The organism is Ruegeria sp. CI5 (genome assembly GCF_056536885.1).
The window spans coordinates 87,317-112,061 of the sequence record NZ_JBQFQN010000007.1; the positions used below are offsets into that span (position 1 = coordinate 87,317).

At 61.1% G+C, this 24,745-nt stretch carries 29 protein-coding genes; 20 read left to right on the forward strand and 9 right to left on the reverse strand.

All coding sequences use genetic code 11. The features are described from left to right. Positions 1-82 precede the first annotated feature (82 nt). Positions 83-655 (reverse strand): LabA-like NYN domain-containing protein, encoded by a 573-nt coding sequence (locus ACR0BA_RS17320; protein WP_093965260.1) that lies wholly within the window; start codon positions 653-655, stop codon positions 83-85. Positions 656-791: 136 nt separating this feature from the next. On the opposite strand from ACR0BA_RS17320, the gene folK reads away from it, so the two are divergent. The 9 genes from folK (at position 792) to rnc (ending at position 7,895) form a co-directional block, all read left to right on the forward strand. Then, positions 792-1,361 carry a 2-amino-4-hydroxy-6-hydroxymethyldihydropteridine diphosphokinase gene (gene folK / locus ACR0BA_RS17325; protein ID WP_480729180.1) on the forward strand — a complete coding sequence of 190 codons (570 nt, stop codon included), beginning with the start codon at positions 792-794 and terminating at the stop codon, positions 1,359-1,361. 94 nt (positions 1,362-1,455) lie between these two features. Then, entirely contained in the window at positions 1,456-1,809 is a 354-nt protein-coding gene (rpoZ, locus tag ACR0BA_RS17330) for a DNA-directed RNA polymerase subunit omega (RefSeq protein WP_170343419.1), read from the forward strand. A 26-nt stretch (positions 1,810-1,835) separates the two neighbouring features. Continuing rightward, positions 1,836-3,968: a RelA/SpoT family protein gene (locus ACR0BA_RS17335; protein ID WP_170343420.1), complete on the forward strand. Its 2,133-nt coding sequence runs from the start codon at positions 1,836-1,838 to the stop codon at positions 3,966-3,968. A gap of 16 nt (positions 3,969-3,984) precedes the next feature. After that, positions 3,985-4,683, forward strand: a complete 699-nt coding sequence (locus ACR0BA_RS17340) for a DUF2062 domain-containing protein (RefSeq protein ID WP_170421750.1) — start codon at positions 3,985-3,987, stop codon at positions 4,681-4,683. Then, positions 4,676-5,422, forward strand: a complete 747-nt coding sequence (locus ACR0BA_RS17345) for a pyridoxine 5'-phosphate synthase (protein ID WP_170407973.1) — start codon at positions 4,676-4,678, stop codon at positions 5,420-5,422. Before ACR0BA_RS17340 ends, ACR0BA_RS17345 begins: the two co-directional genes overlap by 8 nt. Before the next feature lie 37 nt (positions 5,423-5,459). Beyond that, on the forward strand, positions 5,460-5,906 hold the full coding sequence (locus ACR0BA_RS17350) for an ABZJ_00895 family protein (RefSeq protein WP_170361536.1): 447 nt from the start codon (positions 5,460-5,462) through the stop codon (positions 5,904-5,906). Next, the gene (gene acpS, locus ACR0BA_RS17355) at positions 5,903-6,349 is read left to right on the forward strand and encodes a holo-ACP synthase (RefSeq protein WP_093965271.1); all 447 of its coding nucleotides are present in this window, start codon (positions 5,903-5,905) and stop codon (positions 6,347-6,349) included. Before ACR0BA_RS17350 ends, acpS begins: the two co-directional genes overlap by 4 nt. 32 nt (positions 6,350-6,381) lie before the next feature. Next, on the forward strand, positions 6,382-7,218 hold the full coding sequence (gene lepB, locus ACR0BA_RS17360; RefSeq protein ID WP_170342658.1) for a signal peptidase I: 837 nt from the start codon (positions 6,382-6,384) through the stop codon (positions 7,216-7,218). Further along, positions 7,215-7,895, forward strand: coding sequence for a ribonuclease III (rnc, locus tag ACR0BA_RS17365; protein ID WP_480729182.1), 681 nt, complete (start codon positions 7,215-7,217; stop codon positions 7,893-7,895). The genes lepB and rnc overlap by 4 nt, the downstream gene beginning before the upstream one ends. Before the next feature lie 102 nt (positions 7,896-7,997). Here the strand turns inward: rnc and ACR0BA_RS17370 are convergent, their stop codons facing one another. Beyond that, positions 7,998-9,380 carry a multicopper oxidase family protein gene (locus tag ACR0BA_RS17370; protein WP_480729183.1) on the reverse strand — a complete coding sequence of 461 codons (1,383 nt, stop codon included), beginning with the start codon at positions 9,378-9,380 and terminating at the stop codon, positions 7,998-8,000. A gap of 160 nt (positions 9,381-9,540) precedes the next feature. On the opposite strand from ACR0BA_RS17370, the gene era reads away from it, so the two are divergent. Then, positions 9,541-10,449, forward strand: a complete 909-nt coding sequence (era, locus tag ACR0BA_RS17375; protein WP_170343427.1) for a GTPase Era — start codon at positions 9,541-9,543, stop codon at positions 10,447-10,449. Further along, a complete protein-coding gene (locus ACR0BA_RS17380) occupies positions 10,446-10,775 on the forward strand; it encodes a DUF1491 family protein (protein ID WP_149776390.1) in 330 nt (109 codons plus the stop codon). The genes era and ACR0BA_RS17380 overlap by 4 nt, the downstream gene beginning before the upstream one ends. A gap of 7 nt (positions 10,776-10,782) precedes the next feature. Here the strand turns inward: ACR0BA_RS17380 and trhA are convergent, their stop codons facing one another. Beyond that, positions 10,783-11,430, reverse strand: coding sequence for a PAQR family membrane homeostasis protein TrhA (gene trhA, locus ACR0BA_RS17385; RefSeq protein ID WP_480729186.1), 648 nt, complete (start codon positions 11,428-11,430; stop codon positions 10,783-10,785). A 159-nt stretch (positions 11,431-11,589) separates the two neighbouring features. Between trhA and recO the strand changes: the two genes are divergently transcribed. After that, the gene (recO, locus tag ACR0BA_RS17390; RefSeq protein ID WP_170367964.1) at positions 11,590-12,315 is read left to right on the forward strand and encodes a DNA repair protein RecO; all 726 of its coding nucleotides are present in this window, start codon (positions 11,590-11,592) and stop codon (positions 12,313-12,315) included. Here the strand turns inward: recO and ACR0BA_RS17395 are convergent. The 3 genes from ACR0BA_RS17395 to ACR0BA_RS17405 form a co-directional block, all read right to left on the reverse strand. Further along, positions 12,299-12,691, reverse strand: a complete 393-nt coding sequence (locus ACR0BA_RS17395) for an META domain-containing protein (protein ID WP_480729188.1) — start codon at positions 12,689-12,691, stop codon at positions 12,299-12,301. The genes recO and ACR0BA_RS17395 overlap by 17 nt on opposite strands. A gap of 25 nt (positions 12,692-12,716) precedes the next feature. Continuing rightward, on the reverse strand, positions 12,717-13,244 hold the full coding sequence (locus ACR0BA_RS17400; protein WP_480729189.1) for a hypothetical protein: 528 nt from the start codon (positions 13,242-13,244) through the stop codon (positions 12,717-12,719). Positions 13,245-13,490: 246 nt separating this feature from the next. Then, positions 13,491-15,182, reverse strand: coding sequence for an acyl-CoA dehydrogenase family protein (locus tag ACR0BA_RS17405; RefSeq protein WP_480729191.1), 1,692 nt, complete (start codon positions 15,180-15,182; stop codon positions 13,491-13,493). Positions 15,183-15,326: 144 nt separating this feature from the next. Between ACR0BA_RS17405 and ACR0BA_RS17410 the strand changes: the two genes are divergently transcribed. Continuing rightward, positions 15,327-16,091 (forward strand): sulfite exporter TauE/SafE family protein, encoded by a 765-nt coding sequence (locus tag ACR0BA_RS17410; RefSeq protein WP_480632526.1) that lies wholly within the window; start codon positions 15,327-15,329, stop codon positions 16,089-16,091. Between the two features lie 4 nt (positions 16,092-16,095). On the opposite strand, the gene ACR0BA_RS17415 is transcribed toward ACR0BA_RS17410, so the two are convergent. From ACR0BA_RS17415 to ACR0BA_RS17425, 3 genes are all read right to left on the reverse strand, one after another. After that, positions 16,096-16,638 (reverse strand): hypothetical protein, encoded by a 543-nt coding sequence (locus ACR0BA_RS17415; protein WP_254430024.1) that lies wholly within the window; start codon positions 16,636-16,638, stop codon positions 16,096-16,098. Between the two features lie 32 nt (positions 16,639-16,670). Next, entirely contained in the window at positions 16,671-16,961 is a 291-nt protein-coding gene (locus ACR0BA_RS17420; RefSeq protein ID WP_093965332.1) for a hypothetical protein, read from the reverse strand. Positions 16,962-17,336: 375 nt separating this feature from the next. Beyond that, positions 17,337-18,935, reverse strand: a complete 1,599-nt coding sequence (locus ACR0BA_RS17425; protein ID WP_480729194.1) for a phosphoenolpyruvate carboxykinase — start codon at positions 18,933-18,935, stop codon at positions 17,337-17,339. Between the two features lie 346 nt (positions 18,936-19,281). On the opposite strand from ACR0BA_RS17425, the gene ACR0BA_RS17430 reads away from it, so the two are divergent. Genes ACR0BA_RS17430 through ACR0BA_RS17460 form a run of 7 tightly spaced genes read left to right on the forward strand, consistent with a single transcriptional unit; the run spans position 19,282 to position 24,703 of the window. Then, complete coding sequence (locus ACR0BA_RS17430; protein WP_170343436.1) at positions 19,282-19,986, forward strand: response regulator transcription factor; 705 nt, start codon at positions 19,282-19,284, stop codon at positions 19,984-19,986. Between the two features lie 35 nt (positions 19,987-20,021). After that, positions 20,022-21,734 (forward strand): sensor histidine kinase, encoded by a 1,713-nt coding sequence (locus ACR0BA_RS17435; protein WP_170452895.1) that lies wholly within the window; start codon positions 20,022-20,024, stop codon positions 21,732-21,734. Positions 21,735-21,737: 3 nt separating this feature from the next. Beyond that, a complete protein-coding gene (locus tag ACR0BA_RS17440) occupies positions 21,738-22,208 on the forward strand; it encodes an HPr kinase/phosphorylase (protein WP_480729196.1) in 471 nt (156 codons plus the stop codon). Further along, positions 22,205-23,086 (forward strand): RNase adapter RapZ, encoded by an 882-nt coding sequence (gene rapZ, locus ACR0BA_RS17445; protein ID WP_480729198.1) that lies wholly within the window; start codon positions 22,205-22,207, stop codon positions 23,084-23,086. The genes ACR0BA_RS17440 and rapZ overlap by 4 nt, the downstream gene beginning before the upstream one ends. Beyond that, positions 23,083-23,475 carry a PTS sugar transporter subunit IIA gene (locus ACR0BA_RS17450; protein WP_093965293.1) on the forward strand — a complete coding sequence of 131 codons (393 nt, stop codon included), beginning with the start codon at positions 23,083-23,085 and terminating at the stop codon, positions 23,473-23,475. Before rapZ ends, ACR0BA_RS17450 begins: the two co-directional genes overlap by 4 nt. Before the next feature lie 17 nt (positions 23,476-23,492). After that, the gene (locus ACR0BA_RS17455; protein ID WP_170343440.1) at positions 23,493-23,762 is read left to right on the forward strand and encodes an HPr family phosphocarrier protein; all 270 of its coding nucleotides are present in this window, start codon (positions 23,493-23,495) and stop codon (positions 23,760-23,762) included. A gap of 41 nt (positions 23,763-23,803) precedes the next feature. Next, positions 23,804-24,703, forward strand: a complete 900-nt coding sequence (locus ACR0BA_RS17460; RefSeq protein ID WP_170343441.1) for a lysophospholipid acyltransferase family protein — start codon at positions 23,804-23,806, stop codon at positions 24,701-24,703. Positions 24,704-24,745: the final 42 nt, after the last annotated feature.

Sequence of the window (24,745 nt, forward strand, 5' to 3'; positions counted from 1 at the left end):
TTTGATTAAAGAAGCGCGGCCAGGACACGAAGTCCTGACCGCGCGATTGCTCCACATGTGTGAGTGGTGGATGGCGGAGTTCTTATTTCCCTGCGACGGCTACCGTGCGCGGTTCATCGGACACGTCCCGCGGAGGGCGTCCGATCACGTCGCGCAGATCGTCAAGCTCGATGAAATTGTCGGCCTGACGACGCAGCTCGTCCGAAATCATCGGCGGCTGGCTACGGATGGTCGAAACCACCGAAACGCGCACGCCCTGACGTTGCAGGCTGGCAATCAGCGGGCGGAAATCCCCATCGCCCGAAAACAGCACGATATGATCCACGCGCGGCGCAAGCTCCATGGCATCGACAGTCAGTTCGATGTCCATGTTCCCCTTGACCTTACGGCGCCCCATGCTGTCGGTGTATTCCTTGGCCGGCTTGGTCACCATGGTGAAGCCATTGTAATGCAGCCAATCGACAAGCGGACGGATCGGTGAGTATTCGTCGTTTTCTAGCAGCGCTGTATAGTAGAAGGCTCTGAGAAGCTTGCCTCGACGCATGAATTCCTGGCGAAGCAACTTGTAATCGATGTCAAACCCCAGTGCTTTTGCGGCGGCGTACAGATTCGAGCCGTCGATGAACAGCGCAAGCCGTTCGTCCTTGTAAAACATTAATTTGTCCTTCCGGTATCGCTCAACGCGCGGAGGTGTCTGTGAGTGAAAAAAATAAATTCGCGCATTGATGCCTTTAAAATAGGCTATTTGACCTGTATCGCAAGTATTCTCTGAACGGAATACGGGGATAAAAGTGGTCAAATCCATGTCAAAAGTGGTCGTGGCGTTGGGGGCAAATCTCACCTTGAGAGGAAACGGGCCCAAGGTGACACTCGCGCAGGCTCTCGAGGTCATGGAGGCCAAGGGGCTGGTGATTCGGGCCAAAAGCCGGCTGTTTTCGACCCCCTGCTTCCCTGCGGGCGCCGGCCCGGACTATGTGAACGCAGCCGCTTTGATCGAGACGGAACTGGACCCGCGCGGTGTTCTGGACCTGCTGCACGAGGTCGAGGCCGAGTTCGGCCGCGCCAGGGTTCAGCGTTGGGGTATGCGCACACTTGATCTTGATCTTGTCTGCTGGGACGACCGCGTTCTGCCGGACCTGGACGGATACCGCCGCTGGTTGGATTTGCCGATGGAGCAGCAGGTGCGATCCGCGCCCGAACAACTGATCGTGCCGCACCCTCGTCTGCAGGATCGGGCATTCGTGCTGGTTCCAATGGCTGACGTCGCGCCCGATTGGCGCCATCCGGTGCTGGATTTGACCGTCCGGGAAATGATCGGACAGCTGCCTGTGGACGAGGTTGCCGCCGTAACCCCCCTCTGAGCCGTCAATGCTAGGCATTTCCCGCTTGTCAAGGCAGAGAATCGCGCTTAGATAAACCCCTTCCTGACACGGATTCATTTGTGGAGAGCGCCTCATGGCCCGCGTGACGGTCGAAGACTGCGTAGACAAGGTACCGAACCGGTTCGAACTGGTGATGCTTGCCGCCCATCGTGCGCGCGAGATTTCCACTGGCGGATCGATCACCGTTGACCGCGACAACGACAAGAACCCCGTCGTGGCTCTGCGCGAGATTGCCGAAGAAACCCAGACGGCGGACGAGCTGCGTGAACGTCTGATCGAGGCCAACCAGACACAGATCGAGGTCGACGAGCCCGAAGAAGATCAGATGGCGCTGTTGATGGGTGCAGAGTCGGACAAGCCGGCAGATGACGACATGTCCGAAGAGAAACTCCTGCGTGCCCTGATGGAGGCCCAGGGGCAGGGGTAAGCCCTGCAAGCGAAGGTGCGGACCGGATGATTTCTGTTGAAGACCTGATTGCGCTGGTCCGCAACTACAACCCCAAGACAAATGCCGATCGCATCGCCCGGGCCTACGAGTTCGGAATGCAGATGCATGAAGGGCAGTTCCGGCATTCGGGCGAGCCCTATTTTTCGCATCCCGTCGCAGTTGCCGCCATTCTGACCGAGCAGCGCCTGGACGATGCCACGATCATCACCGCGCTGCTGCACGACACGATCGAGGACACCAAGGCAAGCTATTCCAAGATCGCCGAACTGTTCGGTGACGAGGTGGCGATGCTGGTCGACGGTGTCACCAAGCTGACCAACCTGCAGCTTTCCAGTCGCGAAACCAAGCAGGCCGAGAACTTCCGCAAACTGTTCATGGCCATGTCCAAGGACCTGCGGGTGATCCTGGTCAAGCTGGCCGACCGCCTGCACAATATGCGCACGATCAAGGCAATGCGCCCTGAAAAGCAGGTGCAGAAAGCGCGCGAAACGATGGACATCTACGCGCCGCTGGCCGGCCGGATGGGCATGCAGTGGATGCGCGAAGAGCTTGAGGACCTGGCGTTCCGCGTCCTCAATCCCGAAGGCCGCCAGTCGATCATCCGCCGCTTCATCACGCTGCAGCGCGAAACCGGCGACGTGATTCACCGGATCACCGGCGACATGCGGCACGAGCTTGAGAAAGCGGGGATCGAGGCCGAAGTCTTTGGTCGCGCCAAGAAACCCTACTCGATCTGGCGCAAGATGCAGGAAAAGGATCAGGGCTTTTCGCGCCTGTCCGACATCTATGGCTTCCGCATCATTACCCAGACCGAAGAAGACTGCTATCGCACCCTTGGGGCCATACACCAGCGCTGGCGCGCGGTGCCGGGGCGGTTCAAGGACTATATCAGCCAGCCGAAATCGAACGGTTACCGCTCGATCCATACGACGGTCTCGGGCCGTGACGGCAAGCGGGTCGAGGTGCAGATCCGTACCCGTCAGATGCATGACGTCGCCGAGACAGGTGTGGCCGCGCACTGGTCCTATCGTGACGGTGTGCGGACGGAAAACCCCTTTGCGGTCGATCCGGCCAAGTGGATCGCCAACCTGACCGAGCAGTTCGATACCGAGGAAGACCACGAAGATTTCCTCGAGGCGGTGAAGCTCGAGATGTATTCGGACCAGGTCTTCTGCTTCACCCCCAAGGGCGACGTGGTGAAACTGCCGCGCGGGGCGACCCCGATCGATTTCGCCTACGCCATTCATACGCGCATCGGCCATGCCTGTGTCGGAGCCAAGGTGGACGGTATCCGTGTGCCGCTGTGGACGCGGCTCAAGAATGGCCAATCGGTCGACATCATCACCGCCGACGGCCAGACCCCGCAGGTGACCTGGCTTGAGATTGCCGTGACCGGCAAGGCCCGCACCGCCATCCGCCGCGCCCTGCGCGAGGTTGACCGTGAACGGTTCATCAAACTGGGACGCGAACTGGTCCGCGCGGGGTTCGAACATGTTGGCCGCAAGGCGACCGACAAGGCATTGGAAACCGCCGCCAAACACCTGCGCATCAAGAACAGCGATGAGTTGCTGGCCCGCGTCGGCAGTGCCGAACTGACCGCCCATGATGTAGTGGCCGCGGTCTATCCCGACCTGACCCGCGACGAGGGCGAAGCAATCCCCTTGCGTCGCGCCGTGATCGGGCTTGAGCCGGGGCAGGGGTTTGAACGCGCGCCGTGCTGCCAGCCTTTGCCGGGCGAACGCATCGTGGGCATCACGTCTCGGGGCAAGGGCGTGGTGGTGCATTCCATCGATTGCGATCGCCTTGCCGAGTTCGAGGATCAGCCGCAACGGTGGGTGAACCTTCACTGGCATACCGGCACGCACCCGGCCGCTTATGGCGCCACGTTGGAACTGACCATCGGCAACGACGCCGGCGTGCTGGGACGTATTTGCACATTGATCGGCGAGAAAAAGGCCAATATCTCGAACCTGGAATTCGTGGACCGGAAGCCAGATTTCTATCGTCTGCTGATCAGTATCGAGGTGCGGGATCTTGAACAGCTGCATTCGCTGATGCTGATGCTCGAGGCGGAAAGTGACGTGGCTGCGGTCGAACGGTATCGGGACATGACAAGCGCTGCGGTCGCAGCTGGCTGAGAAGGGGTGATCAGGAGTGGTTTTCAAGCGCCGTGATCGCCGCTCGGTACTCCAGGTCCTGTCCGAGTTGGTCTATCCTCGCGGCGGTTGGACCCGCGCCTTCCACTATGTCAAACACCGCGTCCGCCGTTTGCCAGACTCGCCCGAGCGCATTGCCCGTGGGGTAGGGGCCGGGGTGTTCGCGTCCTTCACCCCTTTCTACGGCCTTCATTTTCTGGTTGCCGCGGTCTTGGCCCGGCTGCTGAACGGCAACATCCTTGCCGCGTTGAGCGGCACGTTCTTCGGCAACCCGCTGACCTACGTTCCGATCGGCGTGGTCTGCCTGCAAACTGGGCATTTCCTGCTGGGCACCGAATACGAAGAGGGCGACACCAAGGGGCTGATGGGCAAATTTGCCAGTGCGATGGGGGACCTCAAGGATAACTTCCTGGCGATGTTTTCCGATCGGGTCGCTGACTGGCACGGGCTGTCGCAATTTTATGACGACGTGTTCTTTCCCTACATGATCGGCGGCATCATTCCCGGCATCGTGGCCGGCGTGATCTGTACCTATATCAGCCTGCCGGTGATCCGAACCTATCAGATGCGCCGCCGCGCAAAGATCAAGGCGAAGTTCGAAGAAATCAAACGCTTGGCCGAAGCAAGCTCTGCCGTTCCCCGACCAAACCCGATAGGCTCGGGCGACGCGAACAAAAAGGATTCGAAGGATGTCTGACACCCCTCTGCGCCTGGGCGTGAATATCGACCATGTCGCCACCGTGCGCAACGCCCGTGGCGGCGCCTATCCCGACCCGCTTCGCGCCGCAAAGCTTGCCGAAGAGGCCGGGGCCGACGGGATCACCGCGCACCTGCGCGAAGACCGGCGGCATATCTCGGATGCCGATATCGACGGGCTGATGGAAGTTCTGTCGGTTCCGCTGAACTTTGAAATGGCGGCTACGGATGAGATGCAGAAGATCGCTCTGCGCCACAAGCCGCACGCGGTCTGCATCGTCCCCGAAAAGCGCGAGGAACGTACCACCGAAGGTGGCCTGGAAGTCGCGCGCGAGGAAAACCGTCTGGCGCATTTCATCGCGCCGCTTCGTGACGTCGGTTGCCGGGTGTCGATCTTCATCGCCGCAGACCCCAAGCAGATTGAGGCCGCCCACCGCATCGGCGCCGAAGTGATCGAGCTGCACACTGGTGCCTATTGCGACGCCCATGCCGAGGGTCGGGTGGACGACGCGGAACGCGAACTGGAGGCGCTGCGCAAGATGTCCACCTTTGCCCATTCGCTGGGCCTCGAAGTGCATGCCGGCCATGGCCTGTCCTATGACACGGTCCAGCCCGTTGCCGCCTTTCCCGAAGTGCGCGAGTTGAACATTGGTCATTTCCTGATCGGCGAGTCCATCTTCCGGGGCCTCACCCCAGCCATTCAGGAAATGCGCCGCCTGATGGATGAGGCGCGCCAATGATCCGCTGCCTTGAAGCCTCCTTCTTCTGGATCTCCCGATGCGCTTGAACATTCCCAGGTTTCTTGTCGTCTTCGTAATCACATCGATTGCGGTCCCGGCTGTTTTGTTTGGCGTTTCGGCGGTGTTCGGAATTGACTTGTCCAGCAGTTTCCTGCCGTTCATCCCCTTTTTGGCCGCCGCGACTTTCGAAGGACACCGACAGGTTCAGACGCACCAGACCATGCCGGGCAGCGGCGACATGTGGAGCGCCGCACTATGGATGGGCATCGTCGGCATGTTGGCTAACCTGGTCATGGCTGGGCTGTTCTTTCTTGTCGTTCCAGGCATGTCCGAGGGATTGGCCGGTATCCCGGTGAACTTTTTGGTGATCGGTTTCACGATCACCTTTGTCGTGGCGTTCCTCATTTCGCGACTATTCCTGTGGGTGGGCGCCCGGTCTGCGTTCAAGGCTCTTGAAAGGGCAAAGAAAGAGACGCACTCATGATACTCGGCATTGGTACGGATCTTGCGAATATCGAGCGCATTCAGGGCACGCTCGATCGGTTCGGTGACCGGTTCCGCAACCGTGTCTTCACCGAGACCGAGCAGCGCAAGGCCGAGCGCCGGCGGGATACGGCCGGAACCTACGCCAAGCGCTGGGCCGCAAAAGAGGCGTGCTCCAAGGCGCTGGGCACGGGGCTGCGTATGGGCATCGCCTGGAAGGACATGGCAGTTACCAATCTGCGCACAGGTCAGCCCGTGATGCATGTGACCGGCTGGGCCGCCGAACGGCTGAAGGAAATGACGCCCGAAGGGCACGAGGCGATCATCCACGTCACCTTGACCGACGATCATCCATGGGCGCAGGCCTTCGTGGTGATCGAGGCGCGCCCGCTTGGTGATCCCGACGCAGCGGCCTTGACACCCCCGCGACCGCGCCGCATGTAACCCCCCGAGCCGAGCAAGGACTGGAGAGCAGTATGGCCGAGCAAGCCAAATCCGGAAACGCCATCTGGGAGACGATCAAGACCATCGTCTATGCCCTGCTGATCGCGGGCGTTTTCCGCACTCTGTTCTTTCAGCCGTTCTGGATTCCATCGGGGTCGATGAAACCCACGCTGCTGATCGGTGATTTCCTGTTCGTCAACAAGATGGCCTATGGCTATTCCTACGCGTCCTGCCCCAGTCTGATCATCCCCAGCGTCGGCCTCGATGTCGATGCCGAGGACATCTGCGGCTGGATGGGGGGCGACAATACCCGACTGCTGGGCGGCGAGCCCGAGCGGGGCGACGTCATCGTGTTCCGCCATCCGGTTTCGGGGCGCGACTACATCAAGCGCCTGATCGGCCTGCCCGGAGACAAGATCCAGATCAAGGATGGCGTGGTCTACATCAACGGTACCGAAGCCAAGCAGACCCCGGATGGCACTTTTACCGAAATCGCCGAGCCGCAAGGGCCTCAGCGCCTTCGGCCGCGCTGTGAAAATGGCCCGGTCGGCGTTGGCGGCACCTGTGAAAAGACCCGGATGATCGAAACGCTGCCGGGCGGCGTGTCACACGAAATCCTGAATATCGGCAACCAGAGTACCGACAACACGGGTGTCTACACCGTGCCGGAAGGGCACTATTTCTTCATGGGCGACAACCGTGACAATTCCAGTGACAGCCGCGTGCCGCAGGTCGCAGGCGGCGTCGGCTACGTTCCTTATGAAAACCTGATCGGTCGAGCTGACCGCATCATGTTCTCGTCCGCCGGGCGTTCGATGCTGTTCTTCTGGACCTGGCGCGGTGACCGGTTCTTCAAGGCGGTCAATTGAAGCTGTCGACCGACATGAAGGCGTTCGAAAAACGCCTTGGACACAGGTTCGCCAATCCCGAACTACTGGTTCGGGCGCTGACCCACGGGTCGGTCTCGTCTTCGACACGTCCGGACAACCAGCGGCTCGAGTTTCTGGGTGACCGTGTGCTGGGGCTTGTGATGGCCACCGCTTTGCTCGAGGCCGATCAGAAGGCCACCGAAGGCCAACTGGCCCCCCGATTCAACGCACTGGTGCGCAAGGAAACCTGTGCCGACGTTGCCCGCCAGATCGATATCGGCGCGGTTCTGAAGCTGGGCCGGTCAGAGATGCTGTCGGGCGGGCGCCGCAAGCAGGCGCTTTTGGGCGACGCCATGGAGGCAGTTATAGCCGCGGTCTATCGCGATGCCGGTTTTGAGGCGGCGCAGAAAGTGATCCTGTCGCTGTGGGGCGACCGGATCCACACGGTCGAAGCGGATGCGCGCGATGCCAAGACATCGCTTCAGGAATGGGCGCAGGCGCGCGGGCAGAAACCGCCCGCCTATGTCGAGATTTCACGCAGCGGTCCGGATCACGCCCCCGTTTTCACCATCGCGGCCCGGCTTCAGGACGGATCCGAGGCCCAAGCAACCGCCGGCTCCAAACGTCAGGCGGAACAGGCGGCCGCGCAGGCTCTGCTGGATCGTATGACAAGCTGATCTCTTCGATCGCGGCATTACCTGCTCTTGATCTGTCCGGGAATGTCCGCGAGGGCTGTCCACCTATCACGAACCACGTCTGCAACGGCTAGACCTTGCCGCTCAAGCGACCCGCAAGAACCCGGTCAGCCCGGTCTTCTGGTGTTCAATCACATGGCAGTGAAAGGCCCAGTCGCCCGGATTGTCTGCAACCAGCCCGATTTCAACGACCTCGTCTTTCAACAACAGCATGGTGTCCGTCACCAGCGGCGGCAATTCTCGCAGGTTTGATCGCAACGGCACAAAGACCAGCCCGTGCAGATGGATCGGATGCAGGTTCGGAGATTCATTGCGCAGCCTCAAGACATAGCTTTTGCCCAGTTTCAGCGTCGCCAGTGGCCCGACGTCCGAGGCAGCATCTCCGGGCCAGGGAACCCGGTTGATCGACCAGAAATTGTATCCAAGAGACCCGCAGAACCCATTGTCCGGCAGTTCACCTTCTGGCGTCCAGCCGAAGACGAATTCGTGCACCTGAGCGTTGCCGAGATCGGGCAGGGCGACCGGGTTCTTCGGCAAAGGCTTCAGTTCTCTCAGGTCCCGGTGCGCGGATTGCCCGACCGATCGCAGGCTGGCCATCGTCCTCAAGGGCTGACCGGGCAGTTTGGCCACAAGGTCGACCTGTGCCCCTTCGCCGTCTGGCATCGCAACGGCAAAATCCACACGCTGACCGGGGCCTACCAGCAAGGGATCATTTGCACTCGGCATCGGCAGTTCGGCGGGGACCGGGTGACCGTCCCACGCGATGATCTGCGCGTTTCCGCCTGTCAGGTGCAATTTGTAGATCCGGGTCGTGTCCGAATTGAGCAGTCGCAGTCGCACGAGGCTGCCGGCGGAGTGGTCATAGATTGGGTGCTGGTGCCAGTTCGCGGTCTGCACATTGCCGAAAGTTCCGGCTCTGGCCGCGCCCCGCTGGGTGTAGGCGGGCAGAAATGCCCCCGTCTCGTCCAGGCGAAAGTCCCGCAGGTTGATCACTTGCTCGCTGTCGAACCCGACGTCTTCAGGCTCGGCGATAACCATCACTCCGGTCAGGCCGTGCGCCATCTGCTCCATCGTCATGCAGTGCGGGTGATACCAGTAGGTTCCGGCGTCTGGGGGTGTGAACTCGTAGGTGAAGCTTTCGTTTTGTCCCAGCGGCATCTGGGTCAGATAAGGCACGCCATCCATATCATTGCGGATGCGCATCCCGTGCCAGTGCATCGAGGTATAGTCGGGCAGAGTGTTTTTGACCGTCAGTCTCATCGCTTTACCCTGACGTCCAATAAGGACGGGCGGAGGAGCGTCGGGGCTCAGGCTGACCATTCCATGCGTAGGCTGGTCCCGAAACATGTAGCTGGCGCTTTGAACCACCAGCTCCGGATCGGAGCTATTGGACGCGAATGCAAGTCTACTCAAGCCCGCGGCCCCCATTGCGGCGCCGCCCGATAAAAGAAACTCCCGTCGTTTCATGCCTGATCCTCAAGATGCGGGTCGCGGCCTGGCTGGGATCGGCTTGGCCTGCGCGCCTGTCCTGCCACTCCTGTACCGGCCCGGCAATGCGACAAATGCCTCTGGCCCGCTGTGCCTTTCTGCGATAGGGATGCGCACTTGAAAACAGGATCTTCACACAATGACGACACGCGCCGGATTCATCGCCCTGATCGGAGAGCCCAACGCAGGCAAATCCACCCTTCTGAACCGCATGGTCGGGGCCAAGGTCTCGATCGTGACGCACAAGGTGCAGACCACGCGCGCCCGCATCCGCGGCGTCGCGATGGAGGGTGATGCGCAACTGGTCTTCGTCGATACGCCGGGCCTGTTCAAGCCCCGCCGCCGGCTTGACCGCGCGATGGTCGCGGCGGCCTGGGGCGGCGCGGCCGATGCCGACATCATCGTGCTGATGGTCGAAGCGCATCGCGGTATCACCGAAGGTGTCGAGCGCATCCTGGATGGCCTGTCCGAGATCGCGCAGGGCCGCAAGGTGGCGCTGGCGATCAACAAGATTGACCGGGTCGAAGCCCCCGCGCTGCTTTCACTTACCCGCGACCTGAATGACCGCTTCCCCTTTGCCGAAACCTTCATGATCTCAGCCGAGAAGGGCCACGGCGTCGAGGACTTGCGTGCCTGGCTGGCACAGCATCTGCCTGAAGGCCCCTGGCTCTACCCCGAGGACCAGATCGCCGATCTGCCGCTGCGCATGATCGCGGCCGAGATCACCCGCGAGAAGCTGACCCTGCGCCTGCATCAGGAACTGCCCTATCAGCTGACGGTCGAGACCGAGAACTGGGAAGAACGCAAGGATGGTTCGGCCAAGATCGACCAGATCATCTATGTCATGCGCGACGGCCATAAGGGCATTGTGCTGGGCAAGCGCGGCGAGACGATCAAGGCCGTCAGCCAGGCCGCCCGGGCCGAGTTGGAGGAATTCCTTGATCGCAAGGTCCACCTGTTCCTGCAGGTGAAGGTCCGGCCCAACTGGCTGGAAGAGGCCGAGCGCTACTCGGAAATGGGGCTGGACTTCAAAGACGGCAACGCATGACCCGCCTGACGGCCGAGTTCTGGGTCCACGCCTATCTGGCCCGGCTGCGCCTGCACGAGATCCCCGCCTTTGTCGTAGCCCATGGCGACGACACAGCCGGCGCGGTTCTGGTCAAGCTCAACACGCTTGACGGCAATGCCACCGCCTTTCAGCGCAGCTTCGACCTGCTCAGCGGCGCACGCAAATGGATCGAACTGGCCAAAGGTCCCGAGGCCGAGGTGGACGAGGCCATCGCCCGTCAGCGCAGCTTTGACCCCGATCTTTGGGTGATCGAGGTCGAAGACCGGCAAGGCCGCCATCTGCTGAACGAAGAGGGGCTGGACTAGGCCTGCCTTACCACAAAGGCGATAGCGCCAGCCAGACGCCCGCGAACATGGAGATCCCGCCCAGGTTCACCCAGATGTGCCAGATCGCATAGCGGTAGGGCAGCGTCTTGCGGGCGTAGAACGCGGTTCCGATCACATAGCAACCCGACCCGGCCAGGATGCACCACAACGTCGCCGCCGGTACGCCCCGCAGATCGGGCAGGGCCAGCAGCCCCAGCGCGCCCAACCCCAGGTAGGATGCCGTCGACCAGCGAGATTTCACTGTCTCGTTGGTGATCTTGTTCCAGACCGCCACCGCCGTCAGAACCCAGCACACGACCAGAAGGCCCAAGGTCCAAGGCGTGCCAGACAGAACGAAGAACGGTGTGAAGGTGCCTGTTATGCTGGGGTAGATCGCCGCGTGATCAATGCGCCGCAGCAGTGTGCGCCGCTCGTGCAGCGGTAGAAAGTGATAGGCCCAGGACGCCAGGTTCGACGCCAGCGCACACAAGACGTAAACCACGACGGCAGCAACCAGCGGACCTTGCAGATGGGTTGCCGCCTTTGCCACCAGCAGGCCGCCCGCAATCAAGATCAACGTCAGGCCCACCGCATGCACCGTCATGTCCGCGCGGCGGAAAGCGGGGGAAATGCTAGGAAAGGTCGCGTCGGTCATGTTTGGTCTCGTGTCTGCCCGTTCTGGGTAATATCGCCCCGGGCTCAAGTCCACAATTCCGGCACGTCAGCCGGCGTCTTCCGATTGAATTTGCTTCTTTCCGCGCCGCGCTCTACCGTCGCGGTCCGACGCGACCTCAAGGCAACCCAAGGGCCCCGCATGGACTGGCGCGACCATGGCATTCTTCTGACCGCCCGCCGCCACGGCGAAACCGCGGCCATCATCGAGGTGTTCACAGAAACCCATGGCCGCCATGCGGGCGTGGTGCGCGGGGGTGCCAGCCGCAAGATCGCGCCCATCCTGCAGCCCGGCGCGCAGTTAGACGTGCTGTGGCGGGCGCGGCTGCAGGAACATATCGGCACTTTCCAGGTCGAACCGCTGCGCTCGCGCGCGGCGGCGGCGTTTTCGGGGCGGCTGGCGCTGTCGGGGCTGAACGCGGTCGTGGCGCTGCTATCCTTCTGCCTGCCCGAACGCGAACCACACCCCGCAATCTATCGACAGACGGAACAGCTGATGGATCTGCTGGGCCAGGACGAGATCTGGCCGCTGGCTTACCTGCGCTGGGAACTGGCCCTGCTTGAAGAGCTGGGTTTTGGGCTGGACCTGACCCGCTGTGCCGTGACCGGCACTACCGAGGGGCTGGCCTATGTCTCGCCCAAGACCGGCCGGGCGGTCAGTGCCGAAGGCGCCGGGGATTGGGCCGACCGCCTGCTGCCTCTGCCGCCGGTGCTGCGCGGGCAGGGGGCCGCCCCGGATGACGAGATCGCCGCCGGGCTGCGCACGACCGGCTATTTCCTGGCGCATCGCGTGGCGCCATCGCTGGGTCACACGCCGCTGCCCGAGGCCCGCGCCCGCTTTGTCGATCAGTTCACTCGGCGGCTTTGAACACCATCTCGTGCCCGTCCTCGTTACGCAGGATCAGCACGTCGCCCGACACCTCGGACTGCGTCATCGCCAGCAGCGCGGCGAAATAGAACCCTTCGGCCTCAAGCCCGGCGCAGGCGGCGCGGGTGGCGGTCAGGTCGGTGATTTCGAACCACGGATAGGGCGCGTTCAATGTGCCCGAGTAGCTGTTGCAGGGCGCGTTTCCGGCAATCCTGCCGTCTTCGGGAAAGCGTAGCAGGGCGCTGGCTTCAAAGGGCTGGCCGTTCACCTCCTGCAGCACCCAGGTGCGGTCGGCCGCGCCATAGGCGGCGACGCTTTCGTCGCGGTCGCATTGCAGCAGGGCAAGGGCGGGCAGGATCAGGCTCAGGCGCAGCATGAGGGTTTTCTACCGCGACTAAGCGTCATTGCGCCAGCAGTTCGGCGCGCACCTCCATCCGGGGGCGCCAGTTGTAGCGCGTGTCCTCGCGTACCGGCGCCCAGAACAGGTCACCCCCGTTGCGCCAGCCGTCCAGCACGATCGCGTCATAGGGCCCGTCGCCCTTGGCACTGATCGCGGCCGAGTGGTGGATGATCCGGAACGGGGTCGGCGGCGAGGTGATCCAGTGCAGGTCCAGCGTGCGGAAGTTTTCCTGCCGCAGCCGCTTGAGCATGTCCTCGGCCCAGTCATTGCACAGCCCGCGCTCGCGAAAACCGTTGATGACCTTGGCGTTGTGGATGATCGCCGGATCGGAGACCCGGTATTCGGCCCTCAGCTGCAGCGCATAGTCATGGGCGATCTGCGCCGCGCGGGCGGCTTCCTGCGGATCGACACCGGGGCCGAGGTTCTGAATGGCGCGGGTCAGACCGGCAACGTCGCCCGAGGGTGTGCCGGACGGCGTGCTGCAGCCCGTGATCAACAGGCCAAGAACAAGGATCAGTAGGCGCGCCATGGTCACTCCGCAAAGATCGGTTCGGCATCTGCGTAGCCGCGGCGCAGCATGATGCGGTTCGACCGCTACTTAGCCGAAACCTGTGCCGGGACCCAAGGGGGAATTTTCCCGGCCTATGTGTCCGGCGGGTCCGGTTGGGTGAAATGAACAGGGCAGATCTGGTCACTCGGCGCTTTTGGCTTGCCAGAAAAGAAAAGACCCGGCGCTGGGCCGGGTCAAGTTGGGGAAACCGCGACGGGCGGGCGCTCAGGCCAGCAGACGCCGCGCGATGACGTGCGCCTGAATCTCGGCGGCACCTTCAAAGATGTTCAGGATGCGGGCATCACAAAGAACGCGGCTGATCTTGTATTCCAGCGCGAAACCGTTGCCGCCGTGAATCTGCAACCCGTTGTCGGCCGCAGCCCAGGCGACGCGCGCGCCCAGCAGCTTGGCCATCCCGGCCTCGAGGTCGCAGCGGTGGCCGTTGTCCTTCTCCCAGGCGCTGAAATAGGTCAGCTGACGGGCGACCATGATCTCGACCGCCATCATCGCCAGCTTGCCGGACACGCGCGGGAAATTGATCAAGGCCTTGCCGAATTGCCTGCGCTCCTGCGCGTATTGCATGGCGATGTCCAGCGCGCTTTGGGCCACGCCAATGGCGCGGGCGGCGGTCTGGATACGCGCGGATTCGAAGGTTTCCATGAGCTGCTTGAAGCCCTTGCCTTCCTGGCCGCCCAGCAGGTTCTCGCCTTTGACGTGGAAGCCGTCGAAGGCCAGCTCGTATTCCTTCATGCCGCGATAGCCCAGCACCTCGATCTCGCCGCCGGTCATGCCGGGGGTCGGGAAGGGGTTGTCGTCGGTGCCGGGCGTCTTTTCGGCCAGGAACATCGACAAGCCGCGATGGTCGGTGGTTTCGGGATCGGTACGCGCCAGCAACGTCATCACATGGGTGCGCGCGGCATGGGTGATCCAGGTCTTGTTGCCGGTGACTTTGTAGTCACCGTTTTCGTCCTTGACCGCGCGGGTGCGCAGGCTGCCAAGGTCCGACCCGGTATTGGGCTCGGTGAACACGGCGGTGGGCAGGATCTCGGCGCTGGCGATCTTGGGCAGCCAATGGGCCTTTTGGTCGTCGGTGCCGCCCGCGATGATCAACTCGGCCGCGATCTCGGACCGGGTGCCAAGACTGCCGACGCCGATATACCCGCGCGACAGTTCTTCGGAGACGACGCACATCGACGCCTTGGACAGGCCGAACCCGCCATATTCCTCGGGGATGGTCAGGCCAAAGACGCCCATCTCGGCCAGTTCCTCGATGATTTCCATCGGGATCAGCTCGTCCTTGAGGTGCCATTCATGGGCGTTTGGCTCGACCCGATCCAGCGCATAGCGGCGGAACTGCTCGCGGATCATCTCAAGCTCTTCATCCAGCCCCGAGGCGCCGAACATGGTGGCCCCGGATTGCTCTTGCATCAGCTGAACCAAACGGCTGCGCGCGGCCTGGCTGTTGGCCTGTGCCATCAGAGTTTGCACTTCGGCGCATTGGAAGCCCGACAGCGCGTCCCAGCCCAGCCCCAGATCCTGCAGGCGCACGACCTCGCCCTGGTTCATCGGGATGCCGCCGGCGACCTGGTGCAGGTATTCGCCAAAGGCGATCTGGTGCAGCAGGTGCTCCATCTCGCCGAACCTGCCTTGAGCGTCCAGCGCCTCGGCCCATTTCTGCATCTGCTGCAGCGACTGATTGTAGGTGGCCAACCAGGCCAGCCCATGCGCGGCGGTCTGGTTCGCCTCGACCAAAGCGCCCGAGACGCGACCTTCGGCCGAGACCATCTCGCGCACCGCATCGCGCGCCCGCTCAAAGACGGACTGAACCGCCGGCAGCGCGGCCCCCGTCAGGGTCAGAAGATCAGGCAGAACCGGCTGAGAAGTCATGTTCGTCATATCTTGTCCGTCATGGGCCATGAATCACGTCCTTTGCTGGGTTATCTGGTCATATCATGCTGCAACTGCAGCGCAACAAAAATTCACAAAATGCGTCGAAAAGGTCCAAAAATTACGCAACGAATTTTGCGGTGCAGAGAAAATCTGCGGTGATATGTAGGGTTAATGGATCTTTTTTCTTTGATGTCCCTGCCCGAGCTCTGCCTTGCGTTCGCGGTCGCCTTTCTGGCCGGAGCGGTAAAAGGCATGGTCGGTTTCGCCATGCCGATGGTCCTGATTTCGGGGCTCAGCATGATGCTGCCGCCCCAGCTTGCGCTGGCCGGGCTGATCCTGCCAACCGTTGTGACGAACGGGATCCAGGCCTTGAGAGAAGGACGCGCGGCAGCGATGTCTTCGATCCGGCAGTTCCGGGTCTTTCTTTCCGTCGGGCTGGTTTTTTTGTTGGCGAGCGCTCAGCTGATCAGCCTGGTTCCATCGCAGGCTTTCCTTCTGATGATCGGAATTCCCGTCACGTTCTTTGCCACGATCCAACTGCTGGGCGTGAAACTGAGCCTGTCTGAACAATCGCCGAAGATCGAGGCCGCAGTCGGTGCGGTTACCGGGTTCATTGGCGGCATATCAGGCGTTTGGGGACCTCCGACCGTTGCCTATCTGACTGCGCTGAATACCCCCAAATCCGAACAATTGCGCATTCAGGGCGTAATCTATGGCTTGGGAGCCTTGGCTCTGGTCGTGGCGCATATTGGATCAGGCGTGTTGCGGGCTGAAACCGTGCCGTTCTCGGCTGCGCTGACCCTTCCGGCTTTGGCCGGCATGTGGCTGGGATTGCAGATGCATGATCGGATTGATCAGGCCACGTTCCGCAAGGCGACTTTGTTGGTTCTGATGATCGCAGGTGCGAACTTGCTGCGCAGGGGGGTGTTCGGTTGAACGCTCAACCCTTACGTTCAAAATAGCGGAAGGCAAAAAACAGTCCGAACATCAGGAACAGCAGTCCCGAAAGATCGCCGATCAAAAAGGCAAAATACTCGGCCGTCGCGCTGCCAAAAGCCAGGTTGGTCAGGCCGGACACCAGGATTGACGTGATGACTCCGACCCCCATGATGCAGGCCCAGCAGGGCGCCCGATCAGCGGCGGGAAACAGATCCCATCCTAGCCATTTCAACAAATAGAATACGGCCGGCGCCGTCGTGACCGCAATCAAGATGGCCAGCAGGCGGCTGGTCAGAAAAACGTCCGAGCCACCGAGTGTCGCGAAAACCAGAAAGACACCGGGCAGCATGGCCAGTATCGCACGCCACCCCAAGAGCCACGCCGCAAGGACCCGCACGCCGTGCGGAAGAAACAACAGGCTGGCGCGGCTGGGGTACTCTGGAAAGAACACGTTCTGCATGGGCATCAAAACCCAAAAGGTCAGAAACGATGCGCCGATATAGGCCAACGAAGCATAAAACGTGTCAGAGGCCCACGATCGCATCACGTCATGCTTCTTTCAGGATTGCTCAGCGGTCAACGCGGGGCGTTGACGACATACCGTCCCCGGTTGGCGTTTCCGCTTTGGGACAAGTAGCCCTTCTGTACCAGCGACTTGAGGGCGCGGAAGAAGGTAGGGCGCGAAACGCTTTGTACCAAAGTGTGCTCGATCAGGCCATAGGTCCGGACTTCGCGCGTGTCTTTCGACAATTCTTCGGCCGCGTAATAAATGTCACGCTCTACCGGAGAAAGCTCTTCGAGCCCCAACGTGCGTTCCATGCTCTGCATCAACTTGCGCAGTTCCGCCAGTTTCGAGATCTCGGTCATTTCCATTCCTGATTTTACCAGTGCCACCAGTTGATATCCGCTTGGTCAAATGACCCATGATAGTCGCCTATCACGCGGCATATCTCATGTTGACACTCATCCCCTTGATAATACACTACCGCCTTGATTAGGCTGCTCATCTTGCGAGTGTGAGTGTCCGCGCGCGAGCTGCCCAAAGGTTTTTTCAGTCTCGGCCCGGTGCATTTTGCGCCGGGCTATTTCCTTGTAATGGGTCCTTGATTTACTGCATGATTTTTAGGCGGGCAACGAATTTGTTCATGCCAATGCCACATTACAACTGCAGGAAGAACAAATAACTGCAAGGACCCGTTATTGTGCGCGCAGGGGCCCGCAACCGCGCCCCTGCATGTCGGTTCAGCCGATTGCGACGGCTTTGATGTCTTCGTCGATGAACGGCAAATACTGTTCAAAGTTCTCGGCGAACATCTGCACCAGCTTTTCGGCTTGCCGGTCGAATGCGGCCTGATCGTCCCATGTGCGGCGCGGATCCAGCAGAACTTCGGGCACACCAGGGACCGTCACCGGAACGTCGAAGCCGAAATTGGCGTCCTTGCGATACTCGGCATCGGCCAGCGACCCGTCCAATGCGGCCGTCAGCAGGGCACGCGTGGCTTTGATCGGCATCCGGCTGCCAACGCCGTATGCGCCGCCGGTCCAGCCGGTATTGACCAGCCAGCATGTCGCGCCGTGCTGGGCGATCTTGTCGCGCAGCAGCTTGCCGTATTCCTCGGGGCGGCGCGGCATGAACGGGGCGCCGAAGCAGGTCGAGAAGGTCGGCTGCGGCTCGGTCACGCCGCGTTCGGTTCCGGCAACCTTCGAGGTGAAGCCCGACAGGAAGTGGTACATCGCCTGCGCCGGGGTCAGCCGGGCGATCGGAGGCAGGACGCCAAAGGCATCACAGGTCAGCATAATGATGTTTTTCGGGTGCCCGCCCAGCGCCGTCTTGGAGGCGTTCGAAATGTATTCCAGCGGGTAGGCGCACCGCATGTTCGCAGTCAGGCTGTCATCGTTGAAATCCAGTTCCAGGGTCTCGGGATTGAAGACCATGTTCTCGATCACCGTGCCGAACTTTGACGTGGTCGCGTAGATCTCGGGTTCCGCTTCGGCGCTCAGATTGATGGTCTTGGCATAGCATCCGCCTTCGAAGTTGAAGGTCCCGCGATCCGACCAGCCGTGCTCGTCGTCGCCGATCAGAACACGCGCCGGATCAGCCGAAAGCGTGGTCTTTCCTGTGCCGGACAGGCCGAAGAACACGGCGGTGTCGACCGGGTTGCCCACCGCATGGTTGGCCGAGCAGTGCATCGGCATCACGCCTTTTTCAGGCAGCAGGTAGTTCAGAAGCGTGAACACGGACTTTTTGTTCTCGCCCGCGTATTCGGTGCCGCCGATGAGAATCAGTTTGCGGTCAAAGTTCAGCGAAATCACCGTTTCGCTGCGGCAATCGTGCTTTTTCGGGTCCGCCTGGAAACTGGGGCAGTTGATGATGGTGTAATCTGCGATGAATTCGTCCAGGTCCTCGCGGTCCGGGCGACGCAGCAGGTGCCGGATGAACAGGTTGTGCCAGGCCAGTTCCGTAACCATGCGCACATTGATCGCATAGGCAGGATCAGCGCCGCCAACCAGATCCTGAACGAAGTAGTCCTTGCCTTTCATATGGGCCAGCATGTCGGCGTACAGCGCGTCAAAGCCATCGGGGCTCATTTCCGCGTTGTTTTCCCACCAGATGCTGTCCGCCACGCTTTCGGTCCGGACGACGTGCTTGTCCTTGGGTGACCGGCCCGTGAACTTGCCGGTGGACACCAGAAACGCTCCGCCATTGCCCAGCGTGCCTTCATTCCGCTTGAGCGCCTTCTGAATCAGCGCCGGCTCCATCAAGTTGTAATAGACATTGCCCAGCCCCTCGATGCCTTGATCTTCGAGGCGGAACTGCGGGTTTACCCGTCCAAATGTCATTCGTGTCTTCTCCTGTGGCGGCGCTGCGGCGGTTGGGGCCGTCTGCGCTCATGAGGCGTAGTGCCGGTTAGTCCGGCGGATAAGGGCCTCATATCACGGCCGTTTAGGGCATGAACAGGACGGTTTGGCACAGTTAGCGCAACCAAGGCCGGGTTTAGCGCAACCAAGATTTTCCGGTCGGAAAACCCGGGCACTTTCGGAAGCGCAGGACGACCTTTTTGTCGCAGGATCGTGAACAATGTGGCGCGATTCGTACATCCGGATTGATTCGCGGCCTTAAAAAAGCCAAGAATGCCCTACAAAAAGCAAAAATATATCGTGAGTGAGCAGGTAAAGGGGCAGCCCTATGTCTAAGATTGCACTGGTGGATGACGATCGGAACATTCTGACGTCCGTATCCATGACGCTCGAGGCCGAAGGGTTCGAGGTCGAAACCTACAATGACGGGCAGGCAGCCCTTGACGCGTTCAACAAGAAACTGCCGGATATGGCGGTTCTGGACATTAAGATGCCCCGCATGGACGGCATGGATCTGCTGCAGCGGCTGCGGCAGAAAACCCAGATGCCGGTGATTTTCCTCACGTCCAAAGACGATGAGATCGACGAGGTTCTGGGCCTGCGGATGGGCGCGGATGACTACGTGAAAAAGCCGTTCTCTCAACGCCTTCTGGTCGAGCGCATCCGTGCGCTGCTGCGCCGTCAGGAAGCGACCGACGGGGATGCGTCGGCGGCAACCACCGGGGACGCAAAGGTGATGGAGCGCGGCGATCTGCGCATGGACCCGCTGCGTCACGCGGTCAGCTGGAAGGGGAACGATGTTTCGCTGACGGTCACGGAATTCCTGCTGCTGCAGGCCTTGGCGCAACGCCCCGGCTTCGTCAAAAGCCGCGATCAGCTGATGGATGTCGCATATGATGATCAGGTCTATGTCGACGACCGGACCATCGACAGCCACATCAAGCGTCTACGCAAGAAGATGCGTGCGGCTGATCCCGAGTTTTCGGCTATCGAAACGCTGTACGGTATCGGGTACCGTTACAACGAGGAATAAGCCGGCCCGGCTTTCTGCAAAGGTGAATTTGTTTCGTGCGTGACACCGAGCAATCCAGCGAGTTGCGCGACGGTGACGTCGTTCTGGGTGATGATTGGGTCATCCCGCAAGACCCCGAGTCGGCCGAGCTGCGCGCGCGGCGATCGCGGCGTACTCTTTTCACGCTGCGCAACTCGCCGCTGGCGCGCAAGATCATCACGTTCAACCTGATTGCTTTGGTGATCCTGGTCGCAGGGCTGCTGTATCTGGACGACACCCGAAAAGAGAGGGTCCAGCAAACGGCGCGGGACCTCATTGGCGATGCGCAACTGGTCAGCAACGTCTTCGAGGCCCAGCTGCGCCAGGTTGCCGGATCGCGGGACGCTTCTGACCTGAACGTCAAGGCGACACTTGCCGGGCTGAGCATCCCCGAAGGCGGCGAAGTCTTCGTCTATGACAGCACCGGCACGTTGATCGGCTGGACACGGGGTTCCTCGACCGTGTCGGAATTGCCGGGCCTGATTCAGGCGGAGGCGGATGTTCCGACCGGCAGCACATTGATCTCTGATGCCCTGACCGCCGTCTGGAATGGTCTGTATTCGGTTTTCACCACCGGATCTGAAACCGAGGCGCCGACGCTGGCACAGCGGGTTCAGGACATCATACCAAACGCGCTGGACGGCCACATGCAGGTTCACGCCGTGTCTGATGCGGCCGGAGACACCGTGATTGTGGCGGCGTCGCCAATCGTTCTGGATGGCGCCCCTGTGGGGGCTGTCGCAATGGCTGGCCCCGCCGGAGAAATCGATGCACTGGCTCGAAAAGAGCAGGAGCGCATTCTACAGATGTTTGTCGTTGCCCTGCTGGTCTCGGTGGGTCTCAGCCTTGTGCTGGCCTCGACCATCGCGAACCCGCTGGCGGATCTGGCCGCTGCGGCGGAAATGGGCAAGGACCGCGGCACTGGGGTCAATCCCGGCCGTATCCGCATCCCCGACCTGAGCGCCCGCCCGGACGAGATTGGTCGGCTTAGCCGTGCGCTGCGGGGAATGGTGACGGCGCTCTACAACCGGATAGACGCCAACGAACAGTTCGCGGCTGACGTCGCGCATGAAATCAAGAACCCCTTGGCCAGCCTGCAATCGGCCGTCGGTACGCTGCGAATGGTCAAGCGTGACGATCAGCGCGAGAAATTGTTGGGCGTTATTGAGCACGATGTCCGCCGATTGGACCGCCTTGTCAGCGACATCTCGAATGCGTCCCGCCTGGACGCTGAACTGGTCAAAGAGCAGGAGCAGCCCTTCGATCTTCTGAAGCTGATCGGCAATATCAGTCAGTACCTGGGCGAAGATGCCCGATCGAAGGGGATCGACTACATCACGGATTTGCCGTCCAAGCCCATCGTCATAAACGGGCTCGAGGCCCGTCTAGCACAGGTTTTCGTGAACCTGATTACAAATGCCATCTCCTTCTGCGAGGAAAGCGACGCGATCCGCGTTTGGGTGCGCCAACGCGAAAACCGGGTTCTGGTTGTTGTTGAAGACACTGGCCCCGGTATTCCGGATCAGGCCCTGACCAAGGTGTTCAAGCGCTTCTATTCGCAGCGCCCGGCCGAGCATTTCGGTAACAACTCGGGCCTTGGACTTGCGATCTCGAAACAGATTGTCGAGGCCCACGGCGGCGTCATCTGGGCCGAGAACATCCGCCCGACCGAGGCGGACATCACGTCGGACCCGCAAGGTGCGCGGTTTGTCGTGGGTCTTCCCCTTTGAGCGATGTGCGCTTTGCGCCTTCCCGAAAAACCCAGCGATGATCCGGTCTGCGTGCACGCCACATGCGTTGCCGTTGCAGGCCGCGGCGCCCTGATTTCGGGGCCGTCCGGGGCTGGAAAATCGGCACTCGCATTGCAGATGATGGGCTTCGGCGCGGACATGGTCGCCGATGATCGTGTAAACCTAACCCTGTCGGGCGACCGGGTGATTGCGGATGCGGTCCCTCAGATCCGAGGATTGATCGAGGCCCGCGGCGTCGGCCTGCTGCGCGCCACGGCCTGCGGCCCCGTTCCGTTGGAATGGATCGTGGATCTGGATCAAGTGGAATCCCAGCGACTGCCGGAACCGCGACAGGTTCTTGTGCTGGGACATCCTGTTCCCTTGCTTCGAGCCGCCGGCGTCCCCAACTTGGCATCAGCACTAGTTCAACTGATGAAAATGGGGCGCGTCGATCCGCAATGGCCAAGCACATGACAGCACAAACGCGCATCGTTCTGGTGACAGGTCCGTCGGGCGCGGGCCGGTCGACGGCGATTCATGTGCTCGAGGATCTGGGTTATGAGGCCATCGATAACTTGCCGATGGGCCTGTTGCTGCGCCTGATGGAGGGCGCGGATCCTTCCCGGCCGATGGCGTTGGGGATCGATGCCCGCAATCGTGATTTCTCGACCATCGGTTTTATCGAATTGGTCGCCAAACTGGGTCGGATGAGCCAGGTGGACCTATCCACGCTTTATCTGGACTGCAGCGACGAAGTGCTTTTGCGCCGGTTTTCGGAAACCCGGCGCCGTCATCCGGTCGCAACCGATGCCAGCCCCGAAACCGGTATCCGTCAGGAGAAGGAATTGTTGGAGCCGATCCGCGAGATCGCCGACACTCTGATCGATACCAGCGTGCTCAACGTGCACCAGCTGCGATCCGAGGTCGAACGCTGGTTCGCGCCGGAAGGGGGCCGGCATCTGGCCGTTTCAATCGAGTCCTTCTCCTACAAACGGGGGCTGCCGCTGGGTCTGGACATGGTGTTCGATTGCCGATTTCTGGCCAATCCCTATTGGCGTCCAGAGCTGCGCGAGGCTGATGGTCGCAATCCGGACGTTGCGTCCTATGTTCAGGCTGACACGAACTATGCCGCCTTTTTCGAACGGGTGGTGGAACTGTTGCTGTCTCTGCTGCCCGCCTTCAAGGCCGAGGGCAAAACGCACCTATCGGTCGCCTTTGGCTGTACCGGGGGTCAACACCGCTCGGTCGCGATGGCCGAAGCTGTCGCAAAAGCCCTTGCAGAGCAGGGGCAGCCGGTGGCAATTAGACACCGCGAGATGGAACGTCGATCGTTGAATGTGAGGCCGGATTGATCGGAATTGTAATCGTGGCGCATGGCGGATTGGCCCAGGAATACCTGGCGGCCATGCAGCACGTCGTGGGCAAGCAACCCGGCCTTGTGGCAGTGTCGATCGACGCCGATCATGATCGCGAGGAAAAGCAGGCCGAAATCTGCCGGGCCGCGGATGCTGTGGATGTCGGCGACGGAGTTGTTGTCGTGACCGATCTGTTCGGGGGCAGCCCCTCGAATCTCAGCCTGCGCGCCTGTGCGCCGCAGGACCGCAGAATTCTTTACGGCGCCAACCTTCCGATGCTGATCAAACTGGCCAAAAGCCGCCAACTTCCGGTCGGGGACGCCGTCCGTAGGGCCATGGAGGCTGGACGAAAGTACATCAATGCGCAAAATGTGACATTGGACTGACATCGGATCGATTGAATATGGCCACCAAAAGCTTGAAAATCATCAACGAAAAGGGCTTGCACGCGCGCGCTTCAGCCAAATTGGTCGAGGTGGTCGAAGGGTTTGACGCCCGCGCCGAAGTGTCCAAAGACGGCATGTCCGCGTCGGGTGACAGCATTATGGGCCTTTTGATGTTGGCGGCTTCGCGAGGAACGACTATTGACGTCGAAACGTCCGGGCCGGATGCTGAGGCGCTGGCAGACGCGCTGGAAGCATTGGTGAACGACAAGTTCGGCGAAGGTTTCTGACGCAGGGCACTGCCACGAAACAAGAACGGGAAGACCAGGAATTGGCGGAAACCACGCACGATACCAAGACCAACACGGTGGTGGCCGAGACCGCGGAAGCGGGCGAAATCTACGACCGCCGCACGCTAACCTACGCAAATTCGTTTGACGACGCCTGGACCTCGACGGCCATCAAGGCGATCGAATGGTGCACGGGCAAGCTGACCATTCTGCGCATGGTCAACAAGTTCGAAAAGCAGAATGAGAAGTATCGCGGCCAGAAATTCTGGGGTGGTGCCTTGGGTATCATGGGAATCGACCTGACCACGCCCGAACACCAGATTGCGCGCATTCCGAAAGAGGGGCCCGTTGTGGTGGTGGCCAATCACCCGCATGGGATGGTGGACGGCATGATCCTGGCCGAGTTGATCGGACGCGTGCGCCAGGACTATCGCATCCTGACCCGCTCGGTTCTGACCGGGCTGGACGAGGCCGCAACCTCGTTCATGATCCCTGTCCCGTTCCCACATGACCCCGAAGCCCAGAGCAAGATGCTTGAGATGCGGGGCAAAGCGATGGAGCACCTCAAGAACGGTGGTGTCGTCGCGCTGTTCCCATCCGGCGTGGTGATGTCGTCCGACACGTGGTTCGGCCCGGCTCAGGAACGCGAATGGAACGTGTTCACCGCAAAGATGATCCGGCGATCCGGTGCCAAGGTTCTGCCCATCTACTTCCCCGGCAGCAATTCGCGCTGGTACCAGATTGCCAACAAACTATCGGCAATTTTGCGTCAGGGACTTCTGCTGCACGAGATCGTCCGGTCCTGCAACAAACCGGTCGGCCCCGTGATCGGAGAACCGATTTCGGACGAGGACATGAAACTGCTCGAACGCGACCCACGCGGATTCATGACCTGGCTCAGAAAACACACGCTGGGCTTGGGGCAGTCACCACAAGCCTGATCCACCGTTCATTTGCGCTAAAAGATCGCGGGCGAGCGGGGC

Bases quoted from the DNA above. Each gene is read 5' to 3' on its own strand.
- ACR0BA_RS17320 (WP_093965260.1), bottom strand. From the start codon at position 655: ATGTTTTACAAGGACGAACGGCTTGCGCTGTTCATCGACGGCTCGAAT.
- rpoZ (WP_170343419.1), top strand. From the start codon at position 1,456: ATGGCCCGCGTGACGGTCGAAGACTGCGTAGACAAGGTACCGAACCGG.
- ACR0BA_RS17335 (WP_170343420.1), top strand. From the start codon at position 1,836: ATGATTTCTGTTGAAGACCTGATTGCGCTGGTCCGCAACTACAACCCC.
- ACR0BA_RS17345 (WP_170407973.1), top strand. From the start codon at position 4,676: ATGTCTGACACCCCTCTGCGCCTGGGCGTGAATATCGACCATGTCGCC.
- ACR0BA_RS17350 (WP_170361536.1), top strand. From the start codon at position 5,460: ATGCGCTTGAACATTCCCAGGTTTCTTGTCGTCTTCGTAATCACATCG.
- acpS (WP_093965271.1), top strand. From the start codon at position 5,903: ATGATACTCGGCATTGGTACGGATCTTGCGAATATCGAGCGCATTCAG.
- lepB (WP_170342658.1), top strand. From the start codon at position 6,382: ATGGCCGAGCAAGCCAAATCCGGAAACGCCATCTGGGAGACGATCAAG.
- ACR0BA_RS17370 (WP_480729183.1), bottom strand. From the start codon at position 9,380: ATGAAACGACGGGAGTTTCTTTTATCGGGCGGCGCCGCAATGGGGGCC.
- era (WP_170343427.1), top strand. From the start codon at position 9,541: ATGACGACACGCGCCGGATTCATCGCCCTGATCGGAGAGCCCAACGCA.
- ACR0BA_RS17380 (WP_149776390.1), top strand. From the start codon at position 10,446: ATGACCCGCCTGACGGCCGAGTTCTGGGTCCACGCCTATCTGGCCCGG.
- trhA (WP_480729186.1), bottom strand. From the start codon at position 11,430: ATGACCGACGCGACCTTTCCTAGCATTTCCCCCGCTTTCCGCCGCGCG.
- recO (WP_170367964.1), top strand. From the start codon at position 11,590: ATGGACTGGCGCGACCATGGCATTCTTCTGACCGCCCGCCGCCACGGC.
- ACR0BA_RS17395 (WP_480729188.1), bottom strand. From the start codon at position 12,691: ATGCTGCGCCTGAGCCTGATCCTGCCCGCCCTTGCCCTGCTGCAATGC.
- ACR0BA_RS17400 (WP_480729189.1), bottom strand. From the start codon at position 13,244: ATGGCGCGCCTACTGATCCTTGTTCTTGGCCTGTTGATCACGGGCTGC.
- ACR0BA_RS17405 (WP_480729191.1), bottom strand. From the start codon at position 15,182: ATGGCCCATGACGGACAAGATATGACGAACATGACTTCTCAGCCGGTT.
- ACR0BA_RS17410 (WP_480632526.1), top strand. From the start codon at position 15,327: ATGGATCTTTTTTCTTTGATGTCCCTGCCCGAGCTCTGCCTTGCGTTC.
- ACR0BA_RS17415 (WP_254430024.1), bottom strand. From the start codon at position 16,638: ATGCGATCGTGGGCCTCTGACACGTTTTATGCTTCGTTGGCCTATATC.
- ACR0BA_RS17420 (WP_093965332.1), bottom strand. From the start codon at position 16,961: ATGACCGAGATCTCGAAACTGGCGGAACTGCGCAAGTTGATGCAGAGC.
- ACR0BA_RS17425 (WP_480729194.1), bottom strand. From the start codon at position 18,935: ATGACATTTGGACGGGTAAACCCGCAGTTCCGCCTCGAAGATCAAGGC.
- ACR0BA_RS17430 (WP_170343436.1), top strand. From the start codon at position 19,282: ATGTCTAAGATTGCACTGGTGGATGACGATCGGAACATTCTGACGTCC.
- ACR0BA_RS17440 (WP_480729196.1), top strand. From the start codon at position 21,738: ATGTGCGCTTTGCGCCTTCCCGAAAAACCCAGCGATGATCCGGTCTGC.
- rapZ (WP_480729198.1), top strand. From the start codon at position 22,205: ATGACAGCACAAACGCGCATCGTTCTGGTGACAGGTCCGTCGGGCGCG.
- ACR0BA_RS17455 (WP_170343440.1), top strand. From the start codon at position 23,493: ATGGCCACCAAAAGCTTGAAAATCATCAACGAAAAGGGCTTGCACGCG.